The sequence below is a fragment of the Pyxidicoccus sp. MSG2 genome (assembly GCF_026626705.1).
Taxonomy (GTDB): Bacteria; Myxococcota; Myxococcia; order Myxococcales; family Myxococcaceae; genus Myxococcus.
Map to the genome: position 1 here is coordinate 4,924,818 of NZ_JAPNKC010000001.1, position 23,253 is coordinate 4,948,070.

Annotated in this window: 16 protein-coding genes; 5 read left to right on the forward strand and 11 right to left on the reverse strand. The window is 71.1% G+C overall.

What is annotated here, in order from left to right; translation table 11 throughout:
• Positions 1–117: 117 nt before the first annotated feature.
• The 6 genes from OV427_RS19100 to OV427_RS19125 all read right to left on the reverse strand — a co-directional run bounded on the left by OV427_RS19100 (position 118) and on the right by OV427_RS19125 (position 7,672).
• Positions 118–1,008, reverse strand: coding sequence for a cation diffusion facilitator family transporter (locus OV427_RS19100; protein WP_267857557.1), 891 nt, complete (start codon positions 1,006–1,008; stop codon positions 118–120).
• A 46-nt stretch (positions 1,009–1,054) separates the two neighbouring features.
• Positions 1,055–1,396, reverse strand: a complete 342-nt coding sequence (locus OV427_RS19105; protein ID WP_267857558.1) for a P-II family nitrogen regulator — start codon at positions 1,394–1,396, stop codon at positions 1,055–1,057.
• Complete coding sequence (locus tag OV427_RS19110) at positions 1,393–4,554, reverse strand: efflux RND transporter permease subunit (RefSeq protein ID WP_267857559.1); 3,162 nt, start codon at positions 4,552–4,554, stop codon at positions 1,393–1,395. Before OV427_RS19110 ends, OV427_RS19105 begins: the two co-directional genes overlap by 4 nt.
• Before the next feature lie 11 nt (positions 4,555–4,565).
• Positions 4,566–5,798 carry an efflux RND transporter periplasmic adaptor subunit gene (locus OV427_RS19115; protein WP_267857560.1) on the reverse strand — a complete coding sequence of 411 codons (1,233 nt, stop codon included), beginning with the start codon at positions 5,796–5,798 and terminating at the stop codon, positions 4,566–4,568.
• Entirely contained in the window at positions 5,795–6,931 is a 1,137-nt protein-coding gene (locus OV427_RS19120; RefSeq protein ID WP_267857561.1) for a TolC family protein, read from the reverse strand. Before OV427_RS19120 ends, OV427_RS19115 begins: the two co-directional genes overlap by 4 nt.
• Positions 6,932–7,339: 408 nt before the next feature.
• Complete coding sequence (locus OV427_RS19125) at positions 7,340–7,672, reverse strand: hypothetical protein (protein ID WP_267857562.1); 333 nt, start codon at positions 7,670–7,672, stop codon at positions 7,340–7,342.
• Between the two features lie 508 nt (positions 7,673–8,180).
• Between OV427_RS19125 and OV427_RS19130 the strand changes: the two genes are divergently transcribed.
• The gene (locus OV427_RS19130; protein WP_267857563.1) at positions 8,181–8,597 is read left to right on the forward strand and encodes an EamA family transporter; all 417 of its coding nucleotides are present in this window, start codon (positions 8,181–8,183) and stop codon (positions 8,595–8,597) included.
• Positions 8,598–8,606: 9 nt separating this feature from the next.
• On the opposite strand, the gene OV427_RS19135 is transcribed toward OV427_RS19130, so the two are convergent.
• Both OV427_RS19135 and OV427_RS19140 read right to left on the reverse strand, forming a co-directional pair.
• Complete coding sequence (locus OV427_RS19135; protein ID WP_267857564.1) at positions 8,607–10,052, reverse strand: HTTM domain-containing protein; 1,446 nt, start codon at positions 10,050–10,052, stop codon at positions 8,607–8,609.
• Entirely contained in the window at positions 10,045–11,268 is a 1,224-nt protein-coding gene (locus OV427_RS19140) for an imelysin family protein (RefSeq protein ID WP_267857565.1), read from the reverse strand. Before OV427_RS19140 ends, OV427_RS19135 begins: the two co-directional genes overlap by 8 nt.
• 224 nt (positions 11,269–11,492) lie before the next feature.
• Here OV427_RS19140 and OV427_RS19145 point away from each other — a divergent pair, with 224 nt between their 5' ends.
• Entirely contained in the window at positions 11,493–13,025 is a 1,533-nt protein-coding gene (locus tag OV427_RS19145; protein ID WP_267857566.1) for a hypothetical protein, read from the forward strand.
• Between the two features lie 119 nt (positions 13,026–13,144).
• Positions 13,145–15,541 (forward strand): TonB-dependent receptor family protein, encoded by a 2,397-nt coding sequence (locus OV427_RS19150; protein WP_324289970.1) that lies wholly within the window; start codon positions 13,145–13,147, stop codon positions 15,539–15,541.
• Here OV427_RS19150 and OV427_RS19155 read toward each other — a convergent pair.
• Genes OV427_RS19155 through OV427_RS19165 form a run of 3 tightly spaced genes read right to left on the reverse strand, consistent with a single transcriptional unit; the run spans position 15,525 to position 21,105 of the window.
• Positions 15,525–18,602 (reverse strand): efflux RND transporter permease subunit, encoded by a 3,078-nt coding sequence (locus OV427_RS19155; protein WP_267857567.1) that lies wholly within the window; start codon positions 18,600–18,602, stop codon positions 15,525–15,527. The two genes, OV427_RS19150 and OV427_RS19155, sit on opposite strands and share 17 nt — an antisense overlap.
• Before the next feature lie 18 nt (positions 18,603–18,620).
• A complete protein-coding gene (locus tag OV427_RS19160; RefSeq protein ID WP_267857568.1) occupies positions 18,621–19,796 on the reverse strand; it encodes an efflux RND transporter periplasmic adaptor subunit in 1,176 nt (391 codons plus the stop codon).
• Positions 19,789–21,105, reverse strand: coding sequence for a TolC family protein (locus tag OV427_RS19165; protein WP_267857569.1), 1,317 nt, complete (start codon positions 21,103–21,105; stop codon positions 19,789–19,791). Before OV427_RS19165 ends, OV427_RS19160 begins: the two co-directional genes overlap by 8 nt.
• 146 nt (positions 21,106–21,251) lie before the next feature.
• Here OV427_RS19165 and OV427_RS19170 point away from each other — a divergent pair, with 146 nt between their 5' ends.
• Together OV427_RS19170 and OV427_RS19175 are read left to right on the forward strand one after the other, a co-directional pair.
• Positions 21,252–21,908: a response regulator transcription factor gene (locus OV427_RS19170; RefSeq protein WP_267857570.1), complete on the forward strand. Its 657-nt coding sequence runs from the start codon at positions 21,252–21,254 to the stop codon at positions 21,906–21,908.
• Positions 21,909–21,954: 46 nt separating this feature from the next.
• On the forward strand, positions 21,955–23,253 hold the full coding sequence (locus tag OV427_RS19175; protein ID WP_267857571.1) for a sensor histidine kinase: 1,299 nt from the start codon (positions 21,955–21,957) through the stop codon (positions 23,251–23,253).

Genomic DNA, 23,253 nt, shown 5'->3' on the forward strand with positions numbered 1-23,253 from the left:
CGTCCAGATGGTTCCGGGGCCCAGGATGGCATCGCACCGCGCACGGAGCTACCCGGAGACACACCGCCCGGAGTCATGGCCGATGCGTTCTACATCAAGCCGGCCAGCCCCCTGCTCTCAGAGGTGCACCTCGGTGGCCTCACATCCTCGGGCCTCCACCTGGACGGTGAGGTGGGCCACCTCGAAGCCGGAGCGGACGCACGTCTGGACCGCGTGGAGGACTTCATCTGAAAGGGAGGCGTCGCGGCGGACGACGTGCACACTCATGGCGTTGACCCCCGAGGTGAGCGACCAGACGTGCAGGTCATGGACGCTCTCGACGCCGGGGACGGCTTGGATCGCCTCCCGCAGCGCCATGAGGTTCACGGTCGCGGGCGTCCCCTCCAGGAGCACGCCCACCGCCTCGCGCAGGAGCCTCCAGGTGCGTGGGAGGATGAAGAGGCCGATGGCCGCGGAGATGAGCGGATCCGCGGAGTACCAGCCCGTCACCCACATCACCGCGCCCGCGAGGAGGACCGCCAACGACGCCAGCAGATCCGAGAGCACCTCGAAATAAGCCCCCTTCATGTTGAGGCTCTCGGTGGTGCCGCCGCGCAGGATGAGCAACCCCGCGATGTTCACGACGAGGCCCAGGGCCGCCACCCCCACCATCTCCGCGCTGGCGACGGTGGGAGGGCTGCGGAAGCGCACCCAGGCCTCGTAGACGACGTAGAGCGAGATGCCGATGAGCACCACGGCGTTGGTGAGGGCCGCGAGGATTTCGGCGCGATGGAAGCCGTAGGTGCGCTCCGGCGTCGCGGGCCTTGCAGCGAACTTCATCCCCATCAGCGCGAGCGCGATGCCGCCCGCGTCGGTCAGCATGTGTCCCGCGTCCGCGAGCAGGGCGAGGCTTCCCGTCCAGAGGCCCCCCACCACCTCCGCCGCCAGGTAGAGGGTGGTGAGGATGAGGACGAGTCGAAGCCGGCGCTGGTTGTCGGTGGTGCGCTCGTGAGCATGGCCGTGACTCATGCGACCTCCGCCCGCCGGCTGGCGTGAAGTCCGAGGGAAGACTTCTTCACAGCGCACCTCCTCCGCGGGCGCCCGTGCGGATGCGCAGGGCATCCTCGACCGGCAGGACGAAGACCTTCCCGTCCCCCGGGTTGCCCGTATGCGCGTGCTTCTCGATGGTGGCGAGGACGGACGCCACCACGTCGTCCGGCACCGCGAGGATGAGCATGACCTTCTGCGTGTAGTTGACGGAGCCGCGCGCGGGCCGCTCCAGGCCGTTCTGCCCGCGCTGGTGCCCGAAACCCCGCACGTCCAGGGCGGTGATGCCGCCCACACCGGGGATGGCCTGGAGCGCGTCGGTGACAGCGCTCAGCTTGAAGGGCTGGATGATGACCTGAATCTCCTTCATGACACGCCTCCTTCAACGACACGGGGATGGGCCGCTCCGCCTGGAGCGTCTTCCGGAGGCACGGGGACCGCGGCCGGCCGGTCCCGGTCGAACCAGGTGTAGACGGTAGGCAGCACCAGCAACGTCAGGAGGGTGGAGCTGAGCAGCCCGCCGATGACGACGGTGGCCAGCGGCTTCTGCACCTCCGCCCCCGCCCCGGAGGCGAAGGCCATGGGGATGAAGCCCAGGCTGGCCACCAGCGCCGTCGTGAGGACGGGCCGCAGGCGCAGGTGCGCCGCGTCGCGGGCAGCTTCCGCCGGGGCGCGCCCCTCCTGACGCAGCTGCCGCATGTAGCTCACCAGCACCAGGCCGTTGAGGACGGCCACGCCGAAGAGGGCGATGAAGCCCACGGCCGCGGAGATGGAGAGCGGCATGCCGCGCACCAGCAGCGCCAGGAGTCCGCCCGTCACCGCGAAGGGGATGTTGAGGTAGATGAGGACCGCGGGGCGCACCGCGCCAAAGCTGCTGTAGAGCAACACGAAGATGAGGAAGAGGGTGAGCGGCACGACGATAGCGAGCCGCCGGCCCGCGGACTGGAGGTTCTCGAACTGGCCACCCCATTCGAGCCAGTAGCCGGGCGGCAGCGGCACCTCGCGCGCGACGACCGCCTGGGCCTCGGCCGCGAAGCCCTGCAAGTCGCGCCCGCGCACGTTGCCTTCAATGGTGAGGCGGCGCTGGATGTTCTCCCGGCTCACCTGGGCCGGGCCCTCCTCCACCACCACCTTCGCGAGCTCGGACAGCGGGATGAGCTGGCCCGACGGGCTGGCCACCTTGAGCGTCCCCAGCCCCTCCACCGTCGCCCGCGCCTCGGGCTTGAAGCGCACCTGGAGGGCGAAGCGCTTCTGGCCCTCCAGCACCGTGCCGACTTCCCGGCCGCCGATGGTCTCAATGGTGTCCAGCACCTGGCGAACGTTGATGCCGTAACGGGCAATGGCCTGGCGGTCCACCTGGATGCGGGCCACCGGCAAGCCAGCCACCTGCTCCGCCTTGACGTCGGCCGCGCCGGGCACCTTCGCGAGCGCGGCCACCAGCCGGTCTCCCGTCTTCTTCAGCACGTCCAGGTCTTCCCCGTAGAGCTTCACGGCGAGGTCCGAGCGCACGCCGGAGATGAGCTCGCTCACGCGCAGCTCGATGGGCTGGGAGTAGCTGAAGACGCTCCCGGGCACCTCCTTGCGCAGGGCCTCGTCCATGGCCGCGATGAGCCCCTCCCGGTCCTTCGCGGTCGTCCACTCCTCATGAGGCTTGAGCATCACGAGGATGTCGGAAATCTCGACGCCCATCGGGTCGGTGGCGATCTCCGCCCGCCCCGTGCGAGAGACGGCCGTCACCACCTCGGGGAAGCGCTTGAGCACCCGCTCGATGAGGGTCGTCTGCCGCACGGACTCCTCCAGCGACACGGAGGGCACGCGCCATGCCTGGAGCGCGAGCGCCCCTTCATCCAGCCGGGGGATGAACTCCGCCCCCAGGAAGGGCACGGTGGCGAGGCTCAGCGCGAGGACGCCCACCGCGATGCCCACCACCGCCTTGCGGCGCCGCAGACACCAGGCGAGCGCAGGCTCGTACACCTTGCGCGCCCCGACGATGAGGAAGCTCTCCTTCTCTTGCACCTTGCGCGGCAGGGCAAGGGAGGCGAGCGCGGGCACGAGGGTGAGGGAGAGAACGAAGGCCCCCGCGAGCGCGCAGATGACCGTGATGGCCATGGGGCGGAACATCTTCCCCTCGATGCCGGTGAGGCTGAGGATGGGCAGGTAGACGACCGCGATGATGCCCACGCCGAAGGAGGCGGGGCGAACCATCTCGATGGCGCTGCGGTACGCCACCTCGTCCCGCTCCTCACGGGTCAGGGCCCGGCCGAGCTGGTGGTTCTTCTCCGCGATGTGCCGCACCGAGTTCTCGATGATGATGAGCGCACCGTCGACGATGAGGCCGAAGTCGATGGCCCCCAGGCTCATCAGGTTGCCGGAGATGCCCAACTCGCGCATGCCGATGAATGCCGTCAGCATGCAGAGGGGAATCGCGCTGGCGACGATGAGCCCGGCGCGCAGGTTGCGCAGCATGAGGAAGAGCACCACCACCACCAGGAGGCCGCCCTCGATGAGGTTCCGGGCCACCGTGTGGATGGTTTTGCGCACCAGGTCCGTGCGGTCGTAGAAGGTCTCCAGCGTCACGCCCTGGGGCAGCGTGGGGCGGATCTTCTCGACCACGACCTTCACGTCCTCCACCACGGCGCGCGAGTTCTGGCCGATGAGCATCATCACGATGCCGGTGACGGCCTCGCCCCGGCCGTCGCGGGTGACCGCGCCCTGGCGCACCTGGGGCGCGAACTTCACCTCCGCCACGTTTCGGATGAATACGGGCGTGCCCTGCGCGGAGGTGGAGACAACGATGTTGGCGATGTCGTCCAGCGACTCGACGACTCCCTCGCCGCGAATGAGGACCTGCTCCTGGGCCCGCGCGATGTAGGCGCCGCCGGCGTTGGCGTTGTTCTCCTCCAGGGCCTGGAAGACCTGCTCCAGGGACAGCCCGTAGGCGGCCAGTTGTGCCGGATCCAACTGCACCTCGTAGGTCTTCAGCTCGCCGCCGAAGGCGTTCACCTCCACGACGCCGGGGACGCCGCGCAGGCGCGGGGAGATCTGCCACTCCAGGATGGAGCGCAGCTCCATGGGGCTCTTGCCCTCGCCCCTCACCTCGAACTGGTAGATTTCACCCAGGCCGCTGGAGATGGGCCCCATCTCCGGCGTGCCGTAGCCCTCGGGGATGCTCTCCTTCGCGGTGGTGAGCCGCTCCTGGACGAGCTGGCGGGCGAAGTAGATGTCGACGTCGTCCTTGAAGACGACGGTGACGACGGAGAGGCCGAACTTGGAGACCGAACGGATCTCCTCGGTGTCCGGCAGCCCGCTCATCGCCGTCTCCACGGGGACGGTGACGAACTTCTCCACCTCCACGGGGCCCAGCCCGGCAGAGGTGGTGAGGACCTGGACCTGCACGTTGGTGACGTCCGGGACGGCGTCGATGGGCAGGCTCTTGAGCGCGTAGAGGCCGAAGCCGATGAGGACCGCTGTCAGGACGAAGACGAGGAAGCGGTTGCGGATGGAGAAGTGGATGATTTTGTCGAACATGGGCGGAGGCCTCAGTCGTGCTCGCCCATGCTCTCCTTGGAGAGCTCGGACTTGAGGATGAACGCGCCCTGGGAGACGACGTCGGTGCCGGCTTCGAGGCCCGAGAGCACCTCCACCTCCCGGGCGGAGCTCGCGCCGACGCGCACCTTCACGGGCTTGAACTGGTTGTCCTTCACCGGGACGAAGACGAACTGCTCCTCGCCCACCTTCTGGACGGCCTCACGGGGGACCACGAGGCGCGAGGGCTCCGCGCTTCCCGCGTCTGCCTCCGCGCGCTGCGTGGTGAGGACCTCGGCCTGGGCGAACATGCCGGGCTTGAGGGCCCCGTCGGCGTTGGGGATGACCACCCGCACGGGCACCGAGCGCGTCTTCTCGTCGACGACGTCGCCGATATAGGCCACGCGGCCCTCGAAGCGCCGGTCGCCGAGCGCGGCGACGGTGAGGGCCACCGGCTGGCCCGCCTGGACGCTGCGCAGCTGGGACTCGAAGACGTCCAGCACCCCCCAGAGCTCCCGGAGGTCCGCCACGGTGAACAGCGGCGTGGCCGCATCCACCGTGGCGCCCACGACGCCGCCCATCTCCACCACCGTGCCCTCCAGCGGGGCGCGGGCGGGGAAGCGTGAGCTGTAGTGCTCATCGGCCTTGAGGGCGCGAATCTCCGCGTCGTTGAGGCCGAGCGCGTGCAGCCGTCCCTCCGCGGCGTTCATGTCCGCCTGGGCGGTGGCGAACTCCGCCTCCGCCTGGCGCGCCTCGCGCTCCGAGGAGATGCCCTTGCCCAGCAGCTCCTTCTCGCGCCGGAAGTTCTCCGAGGCCACGCGCGACTTCGTCGCCGCGGAGAGGTAGTCCGCCCGCGCCTGGCCCAGCTCCGGGCTCTCCAGGAAGCCGAGCACCTGGCCCTGCTTCACCTTCTGCCCGAGCGTGACTTCCAGGCTGGCGATGCGGCCGGGGACGCGCGCGGCGACCCGGGCGAGGCCCTGCTGGGTGAAGGTGATGCGAGCGGGGGCGGAGAGGCCCTGGGTGAGCGGCATCATCCGCGCCCGGACGCGTTGCAACTGGGCGTTCTCCAGCGCCTCGGGCGTGAGGGTGATGAGCTCTGAATGGCCCTCACCCTCCTCATGGGGCGCGCCCTTCTTCTCTCCCTCCTCGGCGGGGGGCTTCGGGCCCTGGGAAGGCGTTTCCTCCTTGCGAGAGCAGCCGGACAGGAGGACGCAGAGCGACAGGCACAGCAGTGCGGAACGAGTCATGGAAGGCTCCCGATTGCGCGGGTGAGTTGTGCGTCCGCGGCGGCGAGCTCCCGCACCGCGTCGATGTATCCGCGCCGCGCGTCCAGCGACTCGCGGCGGATGACCAGCAGTTGCAGGAAGTCCACCTTGCCGGCCCGGTAGGCTTCGTTGACCAGCTCCAGGTTCTGCTGGAGCGCCGCGAGGACGTCCGCGCTGTAGACGTCCGCGGCGGCGCTCGCGGTGCGGTAGCGCTCCAGCGCGAGGGCCACCTCGGAGCGCACCAGCTGCTCGACCGCGCGGAGCGTGCCCTCGGCCTCCACCCGTCGCGCGGCGCTCTCGCCCCGGGCGGCCTGGTTGCGATTGAAGAGGGGCAGCTCGATGCCCAGGGTGCCCTGGATGATGGTGGCGTCCTCCTCCCGGCTGTAGGTCGCGCCGAGGCGAGGGCTGGGCAGCACTTCCCGCGCGGCGAGCCGCCCCGCCGCGCGCGCGGCCTCGACCTCGGCGGCCGCGGCCTGCACCTCTCCCCGCTGCGCGAGGGCCTTCTCCTGCAGGGCCGCCAGCAGGGGCGCCTCCTTGCGCTCCGTGTCCTGGCCTCCCTCCAGCGTCAGCGCTTCGGTGGGCTCCAGGCCCAACAGCAGCCGCAGCTGGGCCAGGGCGCTGGAGCGGCGCTGGAGGGCCAGCGTGCGCTCCCGGGTGGCCCGTCCCTGTTCCACCCGCGCGGTGTTGACCTCGATGAGGGACGCGGCGCCGGCGCCCCGGCGCTCCTCAGCGGCCTGGAGGGCCTGCTCCGCCAGGGCACGGCCCTCCTCGGCGAGGAGGGCCTCCTGCTCGGCGGCGCGGGCCAGGGCGAAGGCCTCCCGGACGTCGGCGGCGAGGTCGATTCTCGCGGTTGCCAGGCGCGCGTCACTGGCCGTCAGCTCCGCGCGCGCGACGTCCTTGCGCGCGGCACGCTGGCCGAAGACCTCGAGCCGCTGGCTGACCCCCAGGCCCAGGTCGACGGAGTTACCCCCGGGGCGCGTGCGAGGCCCCACCGCGGCACTCACCTCCGGGTTCTGTTGGAAGAGGAGCCCGGCCCCCTCGACACGTGCCCGGGCGGCGGCGGACTGCGCGCGGACGGAGAGCAGATGCGGGCTGTGCTCCAGTGCGAAGGCCACCGCGCTCTCGGCGGTCAGCGTGCGTTGCGCATGGGCGACGGTTGGAAGAAGCCCGATGAGGCAGGGCAGGAGGAGTCTGCGTATGGGTTGAGTCAGACAAGGAGACATGGGGCATCCGCCACGGAGGCCGCACCGGGACACCGGCGGACGGCTTCCGCGAGGACAGCGAGGACGTGCCAAGGCCGACCCTCTCCACATGGCGCGAGGCCGGGCGGGAGGGAGCCGCTTCAAGGGAAGAAGGGCGGCAGCGCGCGCAGGCAGGCCCCGGGCGTCTCCGAAGTGATTCGCGGGAGAACCGAGGGCACTGACGAAGGCCGAAGGCCTGTCAGGGCATCACATGCCTCGATGATGAGCTCCCGCGTGGACACACGGGGGCCCTTGAGGGCAGGGGACGCGCGTGCGCGGAGCCTAGGCGGCTATGGGAGGACGCAGGAGGCGCCGGTAGGCCCCCAGCGCGAGGCGCTGGGTGGGGCCGAGGATGGCGCCGTCACCGGAGGGCGGCAGTGGCGGTGTGGCGCTCGCCACCTGGGTGGGAAGCACGGACTGGCTGGCGCAGCAGCCGCAGTGGTGAGCCACGGGACCGCAGCCGTGTTCCTTGTTCCCAGTGTCCAGATCCTTCTCGCCAGGCTCGAAATGCGCCAGATGGCCCGACGTCGCGTAATGCACCACGAACTCGACCGCTTCCCCGAGGGAGGGCACGAGGCCGTGGAGCAACACGATGACGAGGAGAAGACGCAGCACCGTGAGGCTGCTTAACGCACACGCCGCGTTACCGCAACCGACCCACCTCAATCCCAGGAGAAGCGGCCTGCCAACCGTTGCCGCGGAGACCGTCCACCGGGAAGCTGTCGTCCTCGACTGTCGGGAGTGCGGCGAGGCCTTCGCCGTCCACCGGCGCTGCCACAGGGGGCAGGCGTACAGCCGGCCGTGGTGCCGCTGGCTGAGTCGAGCCCGGATGACTCGCAGGGCTCGCACGAGGTTGCGACGCTCCGAGGTAGATGTTCGCCAGCCGAGGCGACGCTGGCGTGCTCGACGCCGAACACCTGCGGTCGCGGATTGACCGGCTCGAGCGCGGGAAGCGACACAGACAACGGGCCTCGAAGAGGGTGGCACGAACGATGACCCTCCAGGGCTTCGCGACATCGCCACCGATTAGCCGCCGGGGTATGACGCTGCGCTCGTGCTCGCTCCAGACGGCAATGACGTGGAAGCGGTCTTCCGCGAGCGCTGAATCCCAGGAGTCACACACATGACGTGGTGGATCTACGCCCTGGCTTCCGCGGGTTTCGCCGCACTGACCGCCATTCTCGGAAAGGTGGGCGTGGAGGGCGTGCCTTCCACGCTCGCCACCGCCCTGCGCACGGTGGTGGTGCTCGTCTTCGCCTGGACCCTCGCGCTGGCCCGGGGAGAGGGGGCCGCCCTTCCCACGCTCCGCCATCGCACGCTCCTCTTCCTCGCACTCTCCGGTGTGGCCACGGGCCTGTCCTGGCTCGCCTACTTCCGGGCGCTCCAGCTCGCTCCCGCCTCGCGGGTGGCTCCCATCGACAAGCTCAGCCTGGCCCTCACGCTCGTCCTGGCGTGGGGTCTGCTGGGAGAGCCCATGTCGTGGAAGCTCGTCGTGGGCGTGGGGATGATGGTCTGCGGCGCGCTGCTGACGCTGGCCTGACGGCCGGAGTCAGGCGCCGGGGCCGCCGCCCCGCGTCGGGCGCAGATGCACCGGAGGCCCCTCGGGCGAGGGGAGAATCCAGGCCTTGGGCCCCAGGCCGTCTTCCTCCTTTGCCAGGTCCACCGCCGGGTCCACCAGCGGCTCCGCCATCCGGCCGTTCAGGGACACCCGCACGTCGGCCCGTACCTCCATGGGGTGGTGCGTGGTCGCCTCGAAGTCCCGGGCAATCCGGTGGGCCAGTTGCAGGATGAGGTCCGGCTGTACCGCCATCTCCCGCTCCTGCAACCGCGTGAGGTACTGGCTGGGCGGAACGTGCCACTCGCGGCCGGTGACGCTGTCACGCACCATGAACGTCGCGCTCCCGTTCTTCTCCCGCGTCATCACCCGCCACGAGAAGCGCATCCCCTGCTCGTGCCAGAGCACGTTGCCGCCATACACGTGCGTACGCAGCGGCAGCGCGACCTGGAGGAACGCGTAGGCCAACGCCGCCCCCAGCGCCACCCGGCCCTTCCAACCCGGCGCCGCCGGGAGCGCCCCTGCGCCTGCCGTGAAAGGACGCACGGCGGCGGGAAGCCGCCGCACCCGGGCGACGAGCGCGCGCGGCCACGACGGGTCGAAGAACACCAGCGCCGCCGTCACCATGATGAAGGGGAACATCCCGATGGGGAACAGCACGAACGTCACCGCGTGGAAGCCCAGCACCACGACGTACGCGAACGGCCGCGTGCGGCGCCACAGCAGGAACAGCACGATGGTGCTGTCGAACAGCATCCCGCTCCAGGCCGCCGCGTACGCCACCCAGCGCTGCTCCAGCAGCGGCCCCACCCACGGAAGCCCCGTGCGCGCGGCCAGCCAGATGTTGAGCGGCTGCGCGTGCACCAGCCAGTCCGTGGTGACCTTCGCCAGCCCCGCGAACACGTAGACGACCGACACCTGGAAGCGCAGCAGCACCGTGCACCACGCGGGCAGCCAGTCCCGCCGGAGCGCCGGCCTGCGCCACGCGTCCACGGAGAAGGCCCGGTGCGCAGGCACGAAGCACATCAGCGCCAGCAGCAGGCTCACCAGGTAGTAGTGGTTGAGGTAGTTCGTCACGTCGAGCAACTGCACGTAGGCGAACACCGCGAACAGCAGCACCACCGTCACCCGGTAGAACAACCCCACCATCAACAGCGCGCCCAGCACGCCCAGGGCCACGAAGAGCGCGGGCATCCACGGGCCGGGGAGGACGGGCACCCAACCGAACCCCCAATAGGAGAAGCGGAACCGGGGCTGAGCGAACAGCACGCCCACCCAGCCGTAGGCCAGGAAGCGCACCGCCGACACGGTGATGAGCAGCCCCAGCGCCACCCGGAACGCCGCCAGCGCGGCGATGTCCCGGGGCGCCAGCAGCCACGCCCACAGCCATGCCATGGGACGCGGGGACGTCCCGCCCCCACCGCCGGCCACGTCAGTCATTGTCTCCCTCGAGGCCCGCGGGCGGCTCCAGGTCCAGCGTGGTGATGAAGTCCGTCTTCAGCAGGTCCGTGATGCCCTTGAAGTCGTTGTAGACCGCCTGCACGGACGCCTTGTCCTGCACCAGCGCCTGCTTGAGGTCGTCCTCCTCCACCGCGACCAGCGCCGCGTCGGCCTCCACCACCTCCTTGCGCAGCCGCGTGGCCACCGCTTCCGCGCCCGCCGCCACCAGCACGTCGTCGAAGCCCGGGCCGGTGAAGTCCGGACCGCAGCCGTCCACGATGCGCCGGAAGCCCACGAGGTTCTGACGCAGGTTCTGCTTCGAGCGGCCCGCGAACTGCGACTCCAGCAACTCCGGGCAGATGTCCGACGCGCAGTCGCGCAGCGCCAGCGGACGCGCCAGCTTCTGGTCCTTGCCCTCGCGCTCCACGTAGAAGAGCGCGTCGCTCATCGCGTTGAGCGCCACCTGCGTCGTCGGGAACACCGTGTTGCCCGAGCCCGCCGTCGCCAGCGTCTTCAGGAAGTTGCCGCCTTCCGGCGCCCACGCGTCCACCAGGGCCTGCGCGCGCATGCGCACGTCCGCCCCCACCACCGCCGCGTAGGCCCGCTTGCGCGCCGCCCGCTCGTCCGCGGACAGCGCCGCCCACGTCCCCTGCGCCACGATGGCGGAGTTCGGTCCGCACGCCGTCTCCGCGCCCTCGTAGAAGAGCAGGTACTCCAGAGCGAGGAACCCGCGCCGCGTCACCAGGCTGGAGGAGAAGCTGGCCGACTCGTAGCCCTTGGAGACGAGCTGCTCCTCGATGGAGCACCGGTTGTAGAGCGGGAACGAATGGATGTTGTCGCGGATCTCCGCGCCGCCCGGGCTGCTGCGCGGCGCCGCCGGCCCCACCTGCATCGCCTCCATCACCTGCCAGACGTCCATCGCCTCGTGGAACGCCGTGCGCGCCGCCGCCTGGGCCGCCGCGTCCGGCGCGTCCCGCAGCGCCGCCGTCGCCGCCTGGAGCGCCGCGGCCCTGGGCAGGAAGTCCCGCGCCGTCCCCAGGATGCACTCGCCCGCCGCGCTCAACAGCTGCGCGCGCACGTCCGTGCCGTCCCCGGGGGGAGGATCCACCGGCTTGGGCTTGCTGTCGCTGCACGCCACGCACAGCACCGCGGTGAATGCCAGGGCCCTCACTCCCAGCCATGAGGGCACTTCAGGACGGGCTTTGAAGACAGTCATGACCCTCGCAGTATCAATCCAACTTGAAACTGACAATTATTATCGAAACCAGGGTGGCACCTTGACTTCGAGTGTTTCGCGGTCTACTCAGGCGCCGCGTTGCGAGTCTGAAAATGAGAATCGTTCTCATATTCGACCACCGTAGATGAGAGCCATTCTCATGTGTGGTCACCAAAAATGAGAACCCTCTCATATTCACTCATCACCCATCCCGAGGGTTGAACATGACGAATCAGAGAAAACACCGGAGCTTCGAGAAGCTGCTGACCAGCATGCTGGTCCTGGGGGTCGCCGTGACCTACCTGGGCGGATGTGGCGAGGACGAAGAGCCCACTCCCACGCCCGACGCGGGCACCCAGACGGACGCGGGCACCGACGCCGGCACCCAGACGGATGCGGGCACCGACGCCGGCACGGATGCGGGCACCGACGCCGGCACCGTCACGCCGGACACGGACCTGGCGTTCGTGCGGCTCAACGCCAACGGCACGGTGGACAACAGCTTCGGCGCGAGCGGCAATGGCATCTCGCGGGTGAACCTGGGCACGGGCTCCGGCACGGTGCGTGACTCCATGTGGGGCATCAGCCGCGCCGCGCAGGACCGGCTGGTGGTGTTCGGCACCAAGAAGGCGGACGGCACCCGCACGGACACCGACCGCGTGGTCGCTCGCCTCACCGCCAACGGCGCGCTGGACGAGACCTTCAACGCGACCCCCGCCGCCAACGCGCGCAAGGGCTTCTACGCGCTGGACATCGGCGGCCTGGGTGACTCCGCGCGCCACGGCTTCGTGCAGGACGACGGTAAGATCATGTCCGCCGGTTACCTGCCCCAGCCCTCGGGCGTGGGCGCGCAGTCCTCCAACCGCATCGTGCTGCTGCGCCTGGACGAGGCGGGCACGCTGGACAACACCTTCGGCTCCAAGGGCGTGCTGAACTCGGCGCCGTTCGCCACGACCGACCCGACCAAGGAGTGGGGCGTCTCCGAGGCCTATGCCGCCGTCCGGCAGTCCACGGGCGCCTACGTCACCACCGGCTACGGCCGCGCGGCGGGCGTTTCGGGCACGACGGTGGACCTCATCTCGTTCCGCTACAGCGCGGCGGGCCTGCTCGACACGACGTACGGAACGAACGGCTCGTTCATCCTGAACCTGGCCGGCGACAACGACCGCGGCCGTGACGCGGTGGCGCTGAAGGACGACCGCGTGTTCATGGTGGGCAGCGGGACCCCGACGGCTGGCAACATCGACGCCATGGCGGTGCTGCTGACGGCGAACGGCCAGCCCGCGACGGCGGACGGCTTCAACGAGGGCTTCAAGCTCTACTCCTTCGACCGTCCGGACGAGGCCTTCTTCGACGTGGCGAAGGCCGACGTGAACAGCGATGAGTACGTGGCGGCCGCAGGCTACCGTGCCGGTGGCGGACAGGACGACGACGCCGTGCTGCTCATCCGCAACGTGACGACGGGCGCGGAGTTCGTGGGCGCGGTGCCCTTCTCCGAGACGGAGAACGACCGCTTCTGGGGCGTGACGTTCGGCGCGGACAACAAGGTGTACGCGACGGGCTTCGTCACCGAGGGCGGTGACAACCGCTTCGCCATCGCGCGCTTCAACCTGGATGGCTCGCGCGACACCACCTTCGGCACCGGTGGCATCGTCACGGTGAACGTCATCGCCGGCAAGCTGGACGAGGCCGCTCGCGGCGTCGCCGTGCAGTCCGACGGCAAGATCGTCATCGCGGGCGCCGCCGAAGCGCAGTAGTCATTCACGCAGTCGCGGTCGGCGGCGGTCTTCCGAGACTGGCGGAGGGGTTCCACTCCTCCGCCGGTACGGTCGACCGCCGCATCTCTTCGCACGTTCCTCCGGGAGTCTTCGTCCTCATGGGTGCACCGACCTGGGCAGTCGCCGTGGTTTCCTTCGTTGTCTCCTCGTCGGCCCCGGCCCAGACGCCGCCGACACCGCAGGAGGCCTCCCCGGCACCGGCCGAGGCTCCGCTGGCACCGCCCCCGGCCGCGTCCGAGCCCCCGGCCGCGGAGCCCGCGCCCGAGCCGGCCACCGCCGCGGAGCCGGCCGTCTCCGCCCCCGTCACCAGCCCCACGCCGTCAGAGCCCGCGAGGATGGAGCCCGCCGTGGCGGGAGCCGCTCCGGCCGACGCGCCCCTCGACGGGACGCCGCCCGCCGACAACCGCCGCTTCGAGAGCGTCGTGGTGGGCACGTCCGAGGCGAAGACGAGCGGCTCCATCCACATCCTCAAGCCGGAGAAGCTCCAGCGCTACGAACTGGACGACCCCCAGGCCATCCTCCAGTCCGTGCCGGGCGTGTACGGCCGTGGCGAGGACGGCTTCGGCCTGCGGCCCAACCTGGGCCTGCGCGGCGTCAACCCGGACCGCAGCAAGAAGGTCACCCTGCTGGAGGACGGCATCCTCTTCGGGCCTGCGCCGTACTCCGCGCCCGCCGCGTACTACTTCCCCCTGATGACCCGCATGCAGTCGGTGCGCGTGCTCAAGGGCCCCTCCTCCGTGCAGCAGGGCCCGCAGACGGTGGGCGGCTCGGTGGACCTCATCACCCGGGACGTCCCCGCGCAGGAGTCGTTCGGCCTGGACGTCGCGGGTGGCCAGTACCTCTACGGCAAGGCGCACGGCTTCTTCGGCGCCAGCACCGAGCGCGCGGGCTTCCTCATCGAGGGCATCCACCTGCGCAGCAACGGGTTCAAGGACATCGACAACAGCGACAACTCCACCGGCTTCCACCGCAACGAGTGGATGGCCAAGGCGCGCTACCGGCTGGTGCCGGAGGGTGAGCTGCGCCAGACGCTCCAGCTCAAGCTGGGCTACTCCGACGAGGGCTCCAACGAGACGTACCTGGGCCTGTCGGACGCGGACTTCGCGGCGAACCCGCTGCGCCGCTACAAGGCCAGCGAGTTCGACCACATGCAGTGGCACCGCACCCAGGCGGTGCTCAGCCACGTGCTGGAGGGGCACGACATCGCGGTGACGACGTCGCTGTACCGCCAGGACCTGGACCGCACCTGGCGCAAGGTGAACAGCTTCCGGGGCGTGTCCATCTCCGACGTGCTCGCGGACCCCACGAGCGCGCGCAACGCCATCTACTACGGCGTGCTCACCGGGGAGCTGGACTCGTCCACGCCGGGAGAGACCATCCTCATCGGGCCCAACCACCGCGTCTTCGTCAACCAGGGCATCCAGAGCGTCGCCCGCTGGACGATGAAGACCGGCCCGCTGTCGCACAACGCCGAGTTCGGCGTGCGCTACCACTACGACAGCATCAACCGCCGCCACACGCAGGACGGCTACCTCATGGTGGGCGGCGAGCTGGTCGCCGAGGGCGGCACCACCGAGGTCACCGCCGACAACAAGGACTCCACGCACGCGCTCGCGCTGCACGCGACGGACGCCATCGCCTGGGGTCCGCTGGTGGTGACGCCGGGCGTGCGCCTGGAGGTCATCCGCTCCAAGTCCGTGGACAAGATGGAGGGCACCACCCAGAACGGGTCGCTGGAGGCGCTGATGCCGGGCCTGGGCGTCTATGGCGCGCTCAACCCCGCGCTGGGACTGTTCGCCGGTGCCTACCGGGGCTTCTCCCCGCCCGCGCCGGGCCAGCCCGAGGCCGTGGGCCCGGAGAAGAGCGTCAACTACGAGGCCGGCGCACGCTGGTCGCGGCGCGGTGAGCGCTTCGAGGTGGTGGGCTTCTTCAACGACTACTCCAACCTCACCGACGTCTGCACCTTCTCCAATGGCTGCCTCAACGAGAACCTGGACCGCCAGGTGGACGCGGGTGCGGCGCACATCTACGGCCTGGAGGCCTTCGCGGAGAAGACCTTCCGTCCGGGCGGCGGCCTCACCTTCCCGCTGACGGTGGCGTACACGTTCACCCGCACGAAGCTGCTGGAGGACTTCCGCTCGTCGGACCCGCAGTTCGGCAACGTGATGGCGGGGGACGAACTGCCATACGTGCCCCACCACCAGCTCTTCGCCTCCATTGGCGTGGAGGGCGCGCGCTGGGGCGCCTTCGTCAGCTCCACCTTCCTGGGCAGCATGCGCGAGGAGGCGGGCCAGGGAGAGATTCCCGAGGGCCTGAAGACGGGCGCCCTGCTGACATTCGACGTGAATGCCAACTGGAACATCACCCGCTGGGGGCAGCTCTACGTGAGCGCTCGCAACATCCTGGACGAGGCCGTCATCGTCGGCCGCCGTCCGTACGGCGCGCGCCCCAACGCGCCCCGCACGCTCATCGCCGGCTTCAAGGTCCAGCTCTAGCGCCGCTGGCGGCTCCCCTCCCGAAGCGCAGGTACAGGGAGGGGACGAGCAGCACGTTGAGCACGGCGGAGGAGAACAGCCCCCCGAGGATGACGACGGCCATCGGGTGTTCAATCTCCTGCCCGGGCTTCAGGCCCCCCGCCACCAGCGGGACCAGCGCCAGGGCCGTCGTCAGCGTCGTCATCGCCATGGGCTGGAGCCGCTCCAGCGTTCCGCGCAGGACGAGCTCGCTTCCGAACGGGACGCCCTCGCTGGCCTCCAGGTGGCGGTAGTGGCTCACCAGGAGGATGCCGTTGCGCGCGGCGACGCCCAGCACGGTGACGAAACCCACGAGTGAGCCCAGGGAGACGACCCCGCCGGTGAGCAGCACGCCCACCACCCCGCCCACCAGCGCGAAGGGCAGCGTCCCCAGGGTGAAGGCCACGAGCCGGCCCGACTGGAAGTCCAGGTAGAGCACCAGGGCGATGCCCAGCACCGCGAGGACGGAGAAGCCCAGCAGCCGCGCCCGCGCGCTCTCGCGTTCCGCGTACTCGCCCAGGACCTCCGCGTGGTGGCCGGTGGGCCAGTCCAGGCCAGAAAGCGCGGCCCGGATGTCGGTGACCACCGCGCCCAGCGCACGGTCCCGGGCGTCGCAGGTGATGTCCAGCCGGCGCGAAGCGCCCTCGTGCTGGATGATGTTGGGCACGGACGCAATCTCCACCCGCGCCACGTCGCCCAGCCGGTAGGGCATGCCCGAAGGGGCCAGCAGGCGCAGCGCCCTCACCGCGGCCACGTCCTGGCGCAGGGAATCCTCGCCCCACACGACGACGTCCAGGGTGCGCTCGTCGCGGTAGACCTCACCCACCTTCGTGCCTTGCAGCAGCGTGGCCACTGCCCGCTGCACGTCTCCCGGCGTCAGTCCCAGCCGGCGTCCCGCCTCCGGTTCGAGCCGCACCTGGAGCTGCGGCACCAGCACCTGCGGCTCCACCTTGAGGTTCACCACGCCGGGAATGTCCCGGAGCTTCGCTTCGATATCGCGCGCCTTCGTGCGCAGCGTGTCCAGGTCGGGCCCCGAGGCGCGCACCACGATGGAGCCGCTGGCGCCGCTGAGCACCTCCTTGATGCGCTCCTGGAGGTACGTCTGCACGTCGCGGTAGAGGCCGGGGTAGCCCTCCACCACCTCGTGGATGCGCTGGACGGTGGCCGGGTAGTCGTCCACGGCGTCCAGGCTGATCCACAGCTCCGCGAAGTTGGGGCCCACCACCTCGTCGGCCACCTCCGCCCGGCCGATGTGCGCGCCGAAGTGACGGACACCCGGGATGGCCCGCAGCTCCTCGCTGGCCCGCAGGGCCGTGCGCAGCACCGCGTCGCCGGACGTTCCCGGCTTCGCCACCCAGTGCATGAGGAAGTCGGACTCCTGGAAGTGGGGCAGGAAGCCCTCGCCCAGCATCGCCGCCAGGATGCCTCCCCCCAGCAGCACGGCGAGGACGCTCCGGACCGCCACCCGGGGCCGCTCCATCATCCAGGCCACGAGCGGGCGGACGCGCTCGCGCAGCCAGCCGCCCAGCCGGGGCGTCCGCGCCTCGCCCTTCCCCGCCAGGAACAGGAGGCACAGCACCGGCGTCAGCGTGAGCGCGACCGCCATGGAGGCGCCCACCGCCAGCACGTAGGCCACCGCGAGCGGACGGAAGAAGGCGCCGCTCACCCCCTCCAGCAGGAACACCGGCAGGAAGACGAGGACGACGATGACAGTCGCATAGACGACGGCGCTGCGGACCTCGAGCGACGCGTCGAGCACCACCTGGAAGGCGGAGCGGGGATGGCCCAGCGCCCGGTTCTCCGCCAGGCGCCGCTGCACGTTCTCCACGTCGATGATGGCATCGTCCACCACCTCGCCCAGTGCCAGCACGAGCCCGGCGAGCACCATGGTGTCCAGGGTGGCCCCCACCAGCCGCAGCGCGACGATGGCGCCCACCAGGGACAGCGGAATCGCCACGAGGCTGATGGCCGCCGTCCGCACGTCCTGGAGGAAGGCGAAGAGGACGACGATGACCATGACGCAGCCAAGCAGCACGGCATGCCGGAGGTTGCCCACCGCGGTCTCGATGAAGGTCGCCGGCCGGAAGATGCCGGGCACCACGGTGACGCCCTGGAGTGCCGGACGCAGTTGTTCGAGCGCGGCCTCCACCTGTTCGGTGACCTCCAGGGTGTTGCCCCAGGGCTGCTTCTCGATGATGAGCAGGATGCCGGCCGTGTCGTCGACGATGCCCTCGCCGATGGGCGGTGGATGTCCTTCCCGCACCGTGGCCACGTCCGCCAGCCGGATGGACGCTCCGTTGCGGAAGGCCACGGGCACCTCCTCCAGCGCCGCCAGCGTGGTGGAGCCCGGCAGGCTGACCGCCAGTCGCTGGTTGGGCGTGTCGATGAAGCCACCCGAGGACGGAAGGCTCGCATCGCGCGCGGCGCGGAGGACGTCATCCAGGGTGACGTTCGCGGCGCGCAGCCGCTCGGGGTCCACCTTCACCTGGAACTGGCGGTCCCGCTGTCCCCAGATGGCGACGTTCGCCACGCCCGGTATGCCCATCAACCGGGGGCGGAGGGTCCACCGCGCCACGTCCGACAGCGCCATCCGGTCCAGCGTGTCGGAGCGCAGGCCCACCTTGAGGACCCGGCTCGTCGCCGACACGGGGGAGAGCATCACCGGTGGGCGCGCCACGGAGGGCAGCGTGGGCGCCAGGCGCGCCAGCCGCTCCTGCACCAACTGCCGCGCCCGGAACAGGTCCGAGCCCCGCTCGAAGATGAGCACCACGGACGACAGGCCCAGCACGGACTTGGAGCGCAGCGTCTTCAGCGCGGGCACGCCCGCGAGGCCGTTCTCCAGGGGCGTGGTGACGAGCTTCTCCACCTCCAGGCTGGAGAGGCCGGGGACCTCCGTCTGGATCTCCACCAGCGGCGGCGCGAACTCGGGGAAGACATCCAGCGGCATGCCACGAAGGCTCGCGTAGCCGAGGATGAGCAGCAGGACCGCCGCGGCGATGGGGATGAGTCGGAAGTGGAGGCAGGCGGAGATGAGCTTGTGCATGTTGGAATCAGGTCTTCCTCAGTGGCCCGCGCCGAACTCCGTGCCGAACAGCTCCGCCGCGCCCACCGCCACCACGGGGGTGCCCTCCCGTGGGCCCCGCCCGAGCAGCAGGTCCGTGCCCTCCAGGCGCACGACGTCCACGCGGTTGCGGGCGTAGACGTGCTCCGCCTCCCGCACGTAGACCCAGGCCCCGCCCAGCGCGTCGTAGACGACGGCGGACGCCGGCACGGCGAGGAGCTCGTCTTCCGCGTCGAAGCGCAGCGACACTCCGACGCGCTGGCCCGGCGCGAAGCGCGCGGACGTGGGCAATTCGTAGAACCGGTCCACCGTGGCGGAGACCGGGTCCGCGCTGGGCGGTCCCATCACCGGCAGCGCTTCCACGCCCTCGTCCTGGCCGGACAGGAGCGCGTGCACGCGCACGGGCGCGTCCGGCTTCACGCGGTGGACCTCGTCGACGAAGAGGGGCACGCGCACCCAGTTCGCGGTGACTCCCACGACCTCGAAGAGGGGGGCTCCCGCGGTGACGGACTGTCCGGGCGCGACCGACACCTGGCGCAGGACGCCATCTCGCGGCGCGAGGATGCGCATGCTGACGTCCGACTCCAGCGGTGAGCGGCCCACCAGCTCCAGCCGCTTGCGCGCGGCCTCCAGCTCCGACCCGGCGACGGCGCGCTCGGCCCGGGCCTCCTCGACGGCCCGCTCCGTGCCCGCGCCATCCTCGAGGAGCCGTTGCGTGCGGGCGAGCCGTCCCGCCGCGGCCTCGTCGCGGGCACTGGCCGCGTCCACCGCCCTGCGGGCCTGGGCATGGAGGTCCCGGTCCACGGTGGCGAGCGGCACCAGCCGCAGCAGCACGTCGCCCCGCTTCACCGTGGCCCCGGGACGCAGCGCGGTGGCGCCCTCCGCCACGACGCCGCCCGCCACGGGCGCGGTCACCACCAGGGCATTGCCGGACGGCACCACGACCTCGCCGCCCAGCAACTGCCGCCGCGCCGCACTGCGCTTCAGCACCGGCTGGACGCGCAGGGCCAGCCTGGCTTCCGCCTGGGGCTGGAGCGTCACCGTCGCCAGCGAAGCCTCTGCCACGTGGGAGCTCACCGCCGCCGCGGGTGGCGGCGCCGCGGGCTTCTGCTCCCGGCAGGACAGCGACGGAGCGACGAAACCGGCGACAGCGACGAGCCGGACAAACCTATTCATGAGCCACTCCCTGTTTGCCCAGACCGCGGTCCAGTTGGGCGAGCGCGCGGCGCAGGTCCGCTTCGAGGTCAAGGGCGCGGAGCCGGGCGTCGGCCAGCCGGCGCAGGGCATCCAGCACCCACACGAACGGCGCATCTCCGGCATCGAAGGCCTTCCGCGCGCCGTCGCTCGCGGCCGTCAACGCGGGGAGGATGTCCGCCTGGAAGGCCGCGAGCGACGTGGACGCCTGGAGCACGCGCTCCCGGGCCACGAGGACCTCGTTCGCGACCTGCTGCCGCAGCAGCACGTAGCGGGCGGAGGCGCGCATCAGCTCCGCCTCCGCGCGGCCGACGCCACCGGGGTTCCAGTTGAAGATGGGAACGTCCAGCTGCACGCCCGGGACCCACAGCGCCTGGGGCGAGCCGTTCGCGGACGTCGACGGCTTCACGTCCAGCCGCGCGAGCAGGTTGACGATGCGCGCCTGCTCCCAGCCCAGCCGGCTCCCCGCCGCCTGGATGCCCAGCTCCGTGGCGAGCACGTCGGGCCGGGCGGCCTGCGCCAACTGGATGAGGTCGGGGAGCGGACGCAGGGCGCGCGACTCGCGGGGGGACTCCCTGGGGAGGGCCTGCGCGAACAGGGGGCTCTGGACCACGCCCATCAGGAGCCGCAACCGCTCTCGGGCCAGCAGCACCTCCGTGCGCGAGCGCCGGGAGGCGTCCTCCGCCAGCAGCTTCTCCGCACGCAGCGCGGCCACCTCCATGCGGCTGGCATCCCCTGCGGCCAGGCGCGCCTCGGCCAGCTCCAGCGTCCGTGACCACAGGCCCGCGAGCTCCTCCAACGCCCCGCGCCGCCCTTCCGCGAGCACCCAGTCCGCGTGGGCGACGCGGACATCCCTGGCGACATCCAGGCCGTTCTGCACGAGTCCGCGAGCAACCTGCTCCACCTGCGCCTTCGCTGCGGCGACGCGGGCCGGGCGCTGCCAGAGAGCGAACAGCGGGAGCAGCAGCGAGGACTCGATGGTCCGGGGGCCCACGGGCAGCAGCAGGGAGAACGTGGGATTGGGAAGCGCTCCGGCCTCGGCCAGGTCGGCCCGCGAGACGCCGAGCTGTGCCATGTCCGCCTGGAGCGCGGCGCTGTTCCAGAGGGCGACGGCGACGGCCGTGCCTTCATCCAGGGTCGCCGCGTCCGCGAGGCCTGGCGGCAGGGAGGGGGCCCCATCCGCGCCGGGGCCCAGGGGGGCGGCACGCGCCGCGAGCTCCGAGGACACCCACGCCCGGTCGTAGGGCGAGGTGGCACAGGCCGTGGCCAACAGCAGCCACGTGAGCATCATCAGGCGAACATCGGGTCTTCGAAGCCTGCACCGCGAAGGCATGCGGCGACCCTGCCAGCCGAGGTTGAACGGCGGCTGAACGGCGCCGGGAGCCCCCCGGCAGGAGCCTTCCCGCCAGTGGTATAGCTCTGGCCGGGAAGCCCGCCATGCGAGTCCTCGTCGTCGATGACCACCAGGAACTGCGCGCCCTCGTCGCTCAGGCGCTGGAGCGCGACGGCCATGTCGTCCGGCAGGCCGGCGACGTGGAACAGGCGCGGCAGGCGCTCCTGGACGCGGTGGACGTCATCGTGCTCGACATCGGGCTACCGGATGGCTCCGGGCTCTCGCTCTGCCGGGAGCTGCGCGCGGACGGCGTCCAGACGCCCATCCTCATCCTCACCGCCCACAACCGCGTGGCCGAGCGGGTGGAGGGGCTGGACGCGGGCGCGGACGACTTCCTGGGCAAGCCCTTCGCCATCGCGGAGCTGCGGGCGCGGGTGCGCGCCATTGGACGGCGGAGGGAGCGGGCCAGCACCGTCCTCGTCCAGCTGGGCGACGTGGTGCTCGACTTCGGCCGGAGGGAAGCGCTCCGCGCCGGCCGTGCCGTGCCCGTCACCGCGCGGGAGTGGGCCATCCTGGAGACGCTGGCCGCGCATGGAGACCGCGTCGTGGGCCGGGACGCGCTGCTGGAATCCGTCTGGGGCGAGGTCTCCAGCGGGGCCGCGAGCAGCCTGGAGGTCCTGGTCGGGAGGATCCGCCGCAAGCTGGGCGAGGACGTGGTGCGCACGCTGCGCGGCGAGGGGTATGGCCTTGGAAGCGGCTGACGGCGGGCGCCCCAGGGCGTCGATGGTGCACAGGCTGACGCGCGCCATGCTGGCGGTCACCCTGGCCGGCAGCGCGCTCACGGCCGGAGCCACCGGGCTGATTGCCTACCGCCTGCTGCTGGCGGGCGAGGACCGGCGCCTGCGGGACGCGGCGGTGGACCTGGTGGAGGAGTCCGCCAGGATGACAGCCGCGGAAGCGGCGGCCGCGGCCCATGACGAGCAGAAGGAGCTCTCCGCCTTCGGCATCCACATCGCCCTGTTCTCGGGGAACGAATGGCTGGGCGGCACGCCCGGCGTCCCCGTCCACGTTGGCTGTGATTGGTCCCGGCTTCCGGGCGAGTCGGGTGTGAGGCTTTGCGGCGTGCCGGGCCACGGGCGGCTGGCGGTGGCGATGGAGCGACTCGAAAGCATCCCCCTCTTGCGGCTCGCCCTCCCGCTGGCCGCGCTGATTGCCGCGGGCTGCTCGGCCCTGCTGAGCCTGTGGGTGAGCCGGCGCGTGGCGCGCTGGGCGGCCCGGCCCCTCACGGAGCTGAGCGAGGCGCTTTCGCGCATCGAGCCCGGCGGTCCCCTCCCCGCCCCCCTCCATGCCCCGGCCCGCTACAGCGAGGTGAACGCCGTGCGCACCGCGCTGGTGGACCTGCTCACGCGCCTCCATGAAGCCCTGGACCAGTCGCGCCGCTTCGCCGCCAATGCCGCGCATGAGCTCCGCACGCCCCTGACCACGCTGCGGGCGGAGCTGGAGCTCCAGGCGGAAACCCCACAGCCCACGGACACCGCACAGGCGCTGGAGCGGATGCTCCGGACGGTGACGTCGCTGGGGGTGCTGGTGGAGCGGCTGCTGGTGCTGGCGGATGGGACGCGGGGCGCGCTCGAGCTCTCCGAGCCGGTGAGCCTGTCGGACATCGTGGAGGACGTCTTGCGCGCCCTGCCCGAAGGCGAGCAGCGCCGCATCGAGGTCGAAGCCCTTACCCGGGGCATCATCCCAGGGGATGGCCATCTCCTGCGGCAGCTCGTCGACAACGTGGTGGAGAACGCGCTCAAGTTCTCCAACGGCGGGCGCGTCCGCGTGTCCCTCCAGCAGACCGGGGAAGCCACGCTCCTCGAGGTGCGCGACGAGGGGCCGGGCATCGCGCCCGAGGACTCGATGCGCGTCTTCGAACCCTTCTACCGAACGCCGAACGCCCGCGCCGGGAAGCAGGGCCATGGAATCGGCCTGTCCCTGGTGGCCCTCGTCGCCCAGGCCCACCGGGCCCACGCGGAGTTCCTCCCCTCGCCGCGGGGAGCCCACCTGCGGTTGTCATTCCCCCGGGACGGCCACCCCGGTGCCCCCGGGCCTGGTTGCTAG

Excerpts from the sequence above, each read along its gene's own strand:
- OV427_RS19100 (WP_267857557.1), bottom strand. The coding sequence starts at position 1,008 with ATGAGTCACGGCCATGCTCACGAGCGCACCACCGACAACCAGCGCCGG.
- OV427_RS19105 (WP_267857558.1), bottom strand. The coding sequence starts at position 1,396 with ATGAAGGAGATTCAGGTCATCATCCAGCCCTTCAAGCTGAGCGCTGTC.
- OV427_RS19110 (WP_267857559.1), bottom strand. The coding sequence starts at position 4,554 with ATGTTCGACAAAATCATCCACTTCTCCATCCGCAACCGCTTCCTCGTC.
- OV427_RS19115 (WP_267857560.1), bottom strand. The coding sequence starts at position 5,798 with ATGACTCGTTCCGCACTGCTGTGCCTGTCGCTCTGCGTCCTCCTGTCC.
- OV427_RS19130 (WP_267857563.1), top strand. The coding sequence starts at position 8,181 with ATGACGTGGTGGATCTACGCCCTGGCTTCCGCGGGTTTCGCCGCACTG.
- OV427_RS19135 (WP_267857564.1), bottom strand. The coding sequence starts at position 10,052 with ATGACTGACGTGGCCGGCGGTGGGGGCGGGACGTCCCCGCGTCCCATG.
- OV427_RS19140 (WP_267857565.1), bottom strand. The coding sequence starts at position 11,268 with ATGACTGTCTTCAAAGCCCGTCCTGAAGTGCCCTCATGGCTGGGAGTG.
- OV427_RS19145 (WP_267857566.1), top strand. The coding sequence starts at position 11,493 with ATGACGAATCAGAGAAAACACCGGAGCTTCGAGAAGCTGCTGACCAGC.
- OV427_RS19150 (WP_324289970.1), top strand. The coding sequence starts at position 13,145 with ATGGGTGCACCGACCTGGGCAGTCGCCGTGGTTTCCTTCGTTGTCTCC.
- OV427_RS19155 (WP_267857567.1), bottom strand. The coding sequence starts at position 18,602 with ATGCACAAGCTCATCTCCGCCTGCCTCCACTTCCGACTCATCCCCATC.
- OV427_RS19160 (WP_267857568.1), bottom strand. The coding sequence starts at position 19,796 with ATGAATAGGTTTGTCCGGCTCGTCGCTGTCGCCGGTTTCGTCGCTCCG.
- OV427_RS19165 (WP_267857569.1), bottom strand. The coding sequence starts at position 21,105 with ATGATGCTCACGTGGCTGCTGTTGGCCACGGCCTGTGCCACCTCGCCC.
- OV427_RS19170 (WP_267857570.1), top strand. The coding sequence starts at position 21,252 with ATGCGAGTCCTCGTCGTCGATGACCACCAGGAACTGCGCGCCCTCGTC.
- OV427_RS19175 (WP_267857571.1), top strand. The coding sequence starts at position 21,955 with ATGCTGGCGGTCACCCTGGCCGGCAGCGCGCTCACGGCCGGAGCCACC.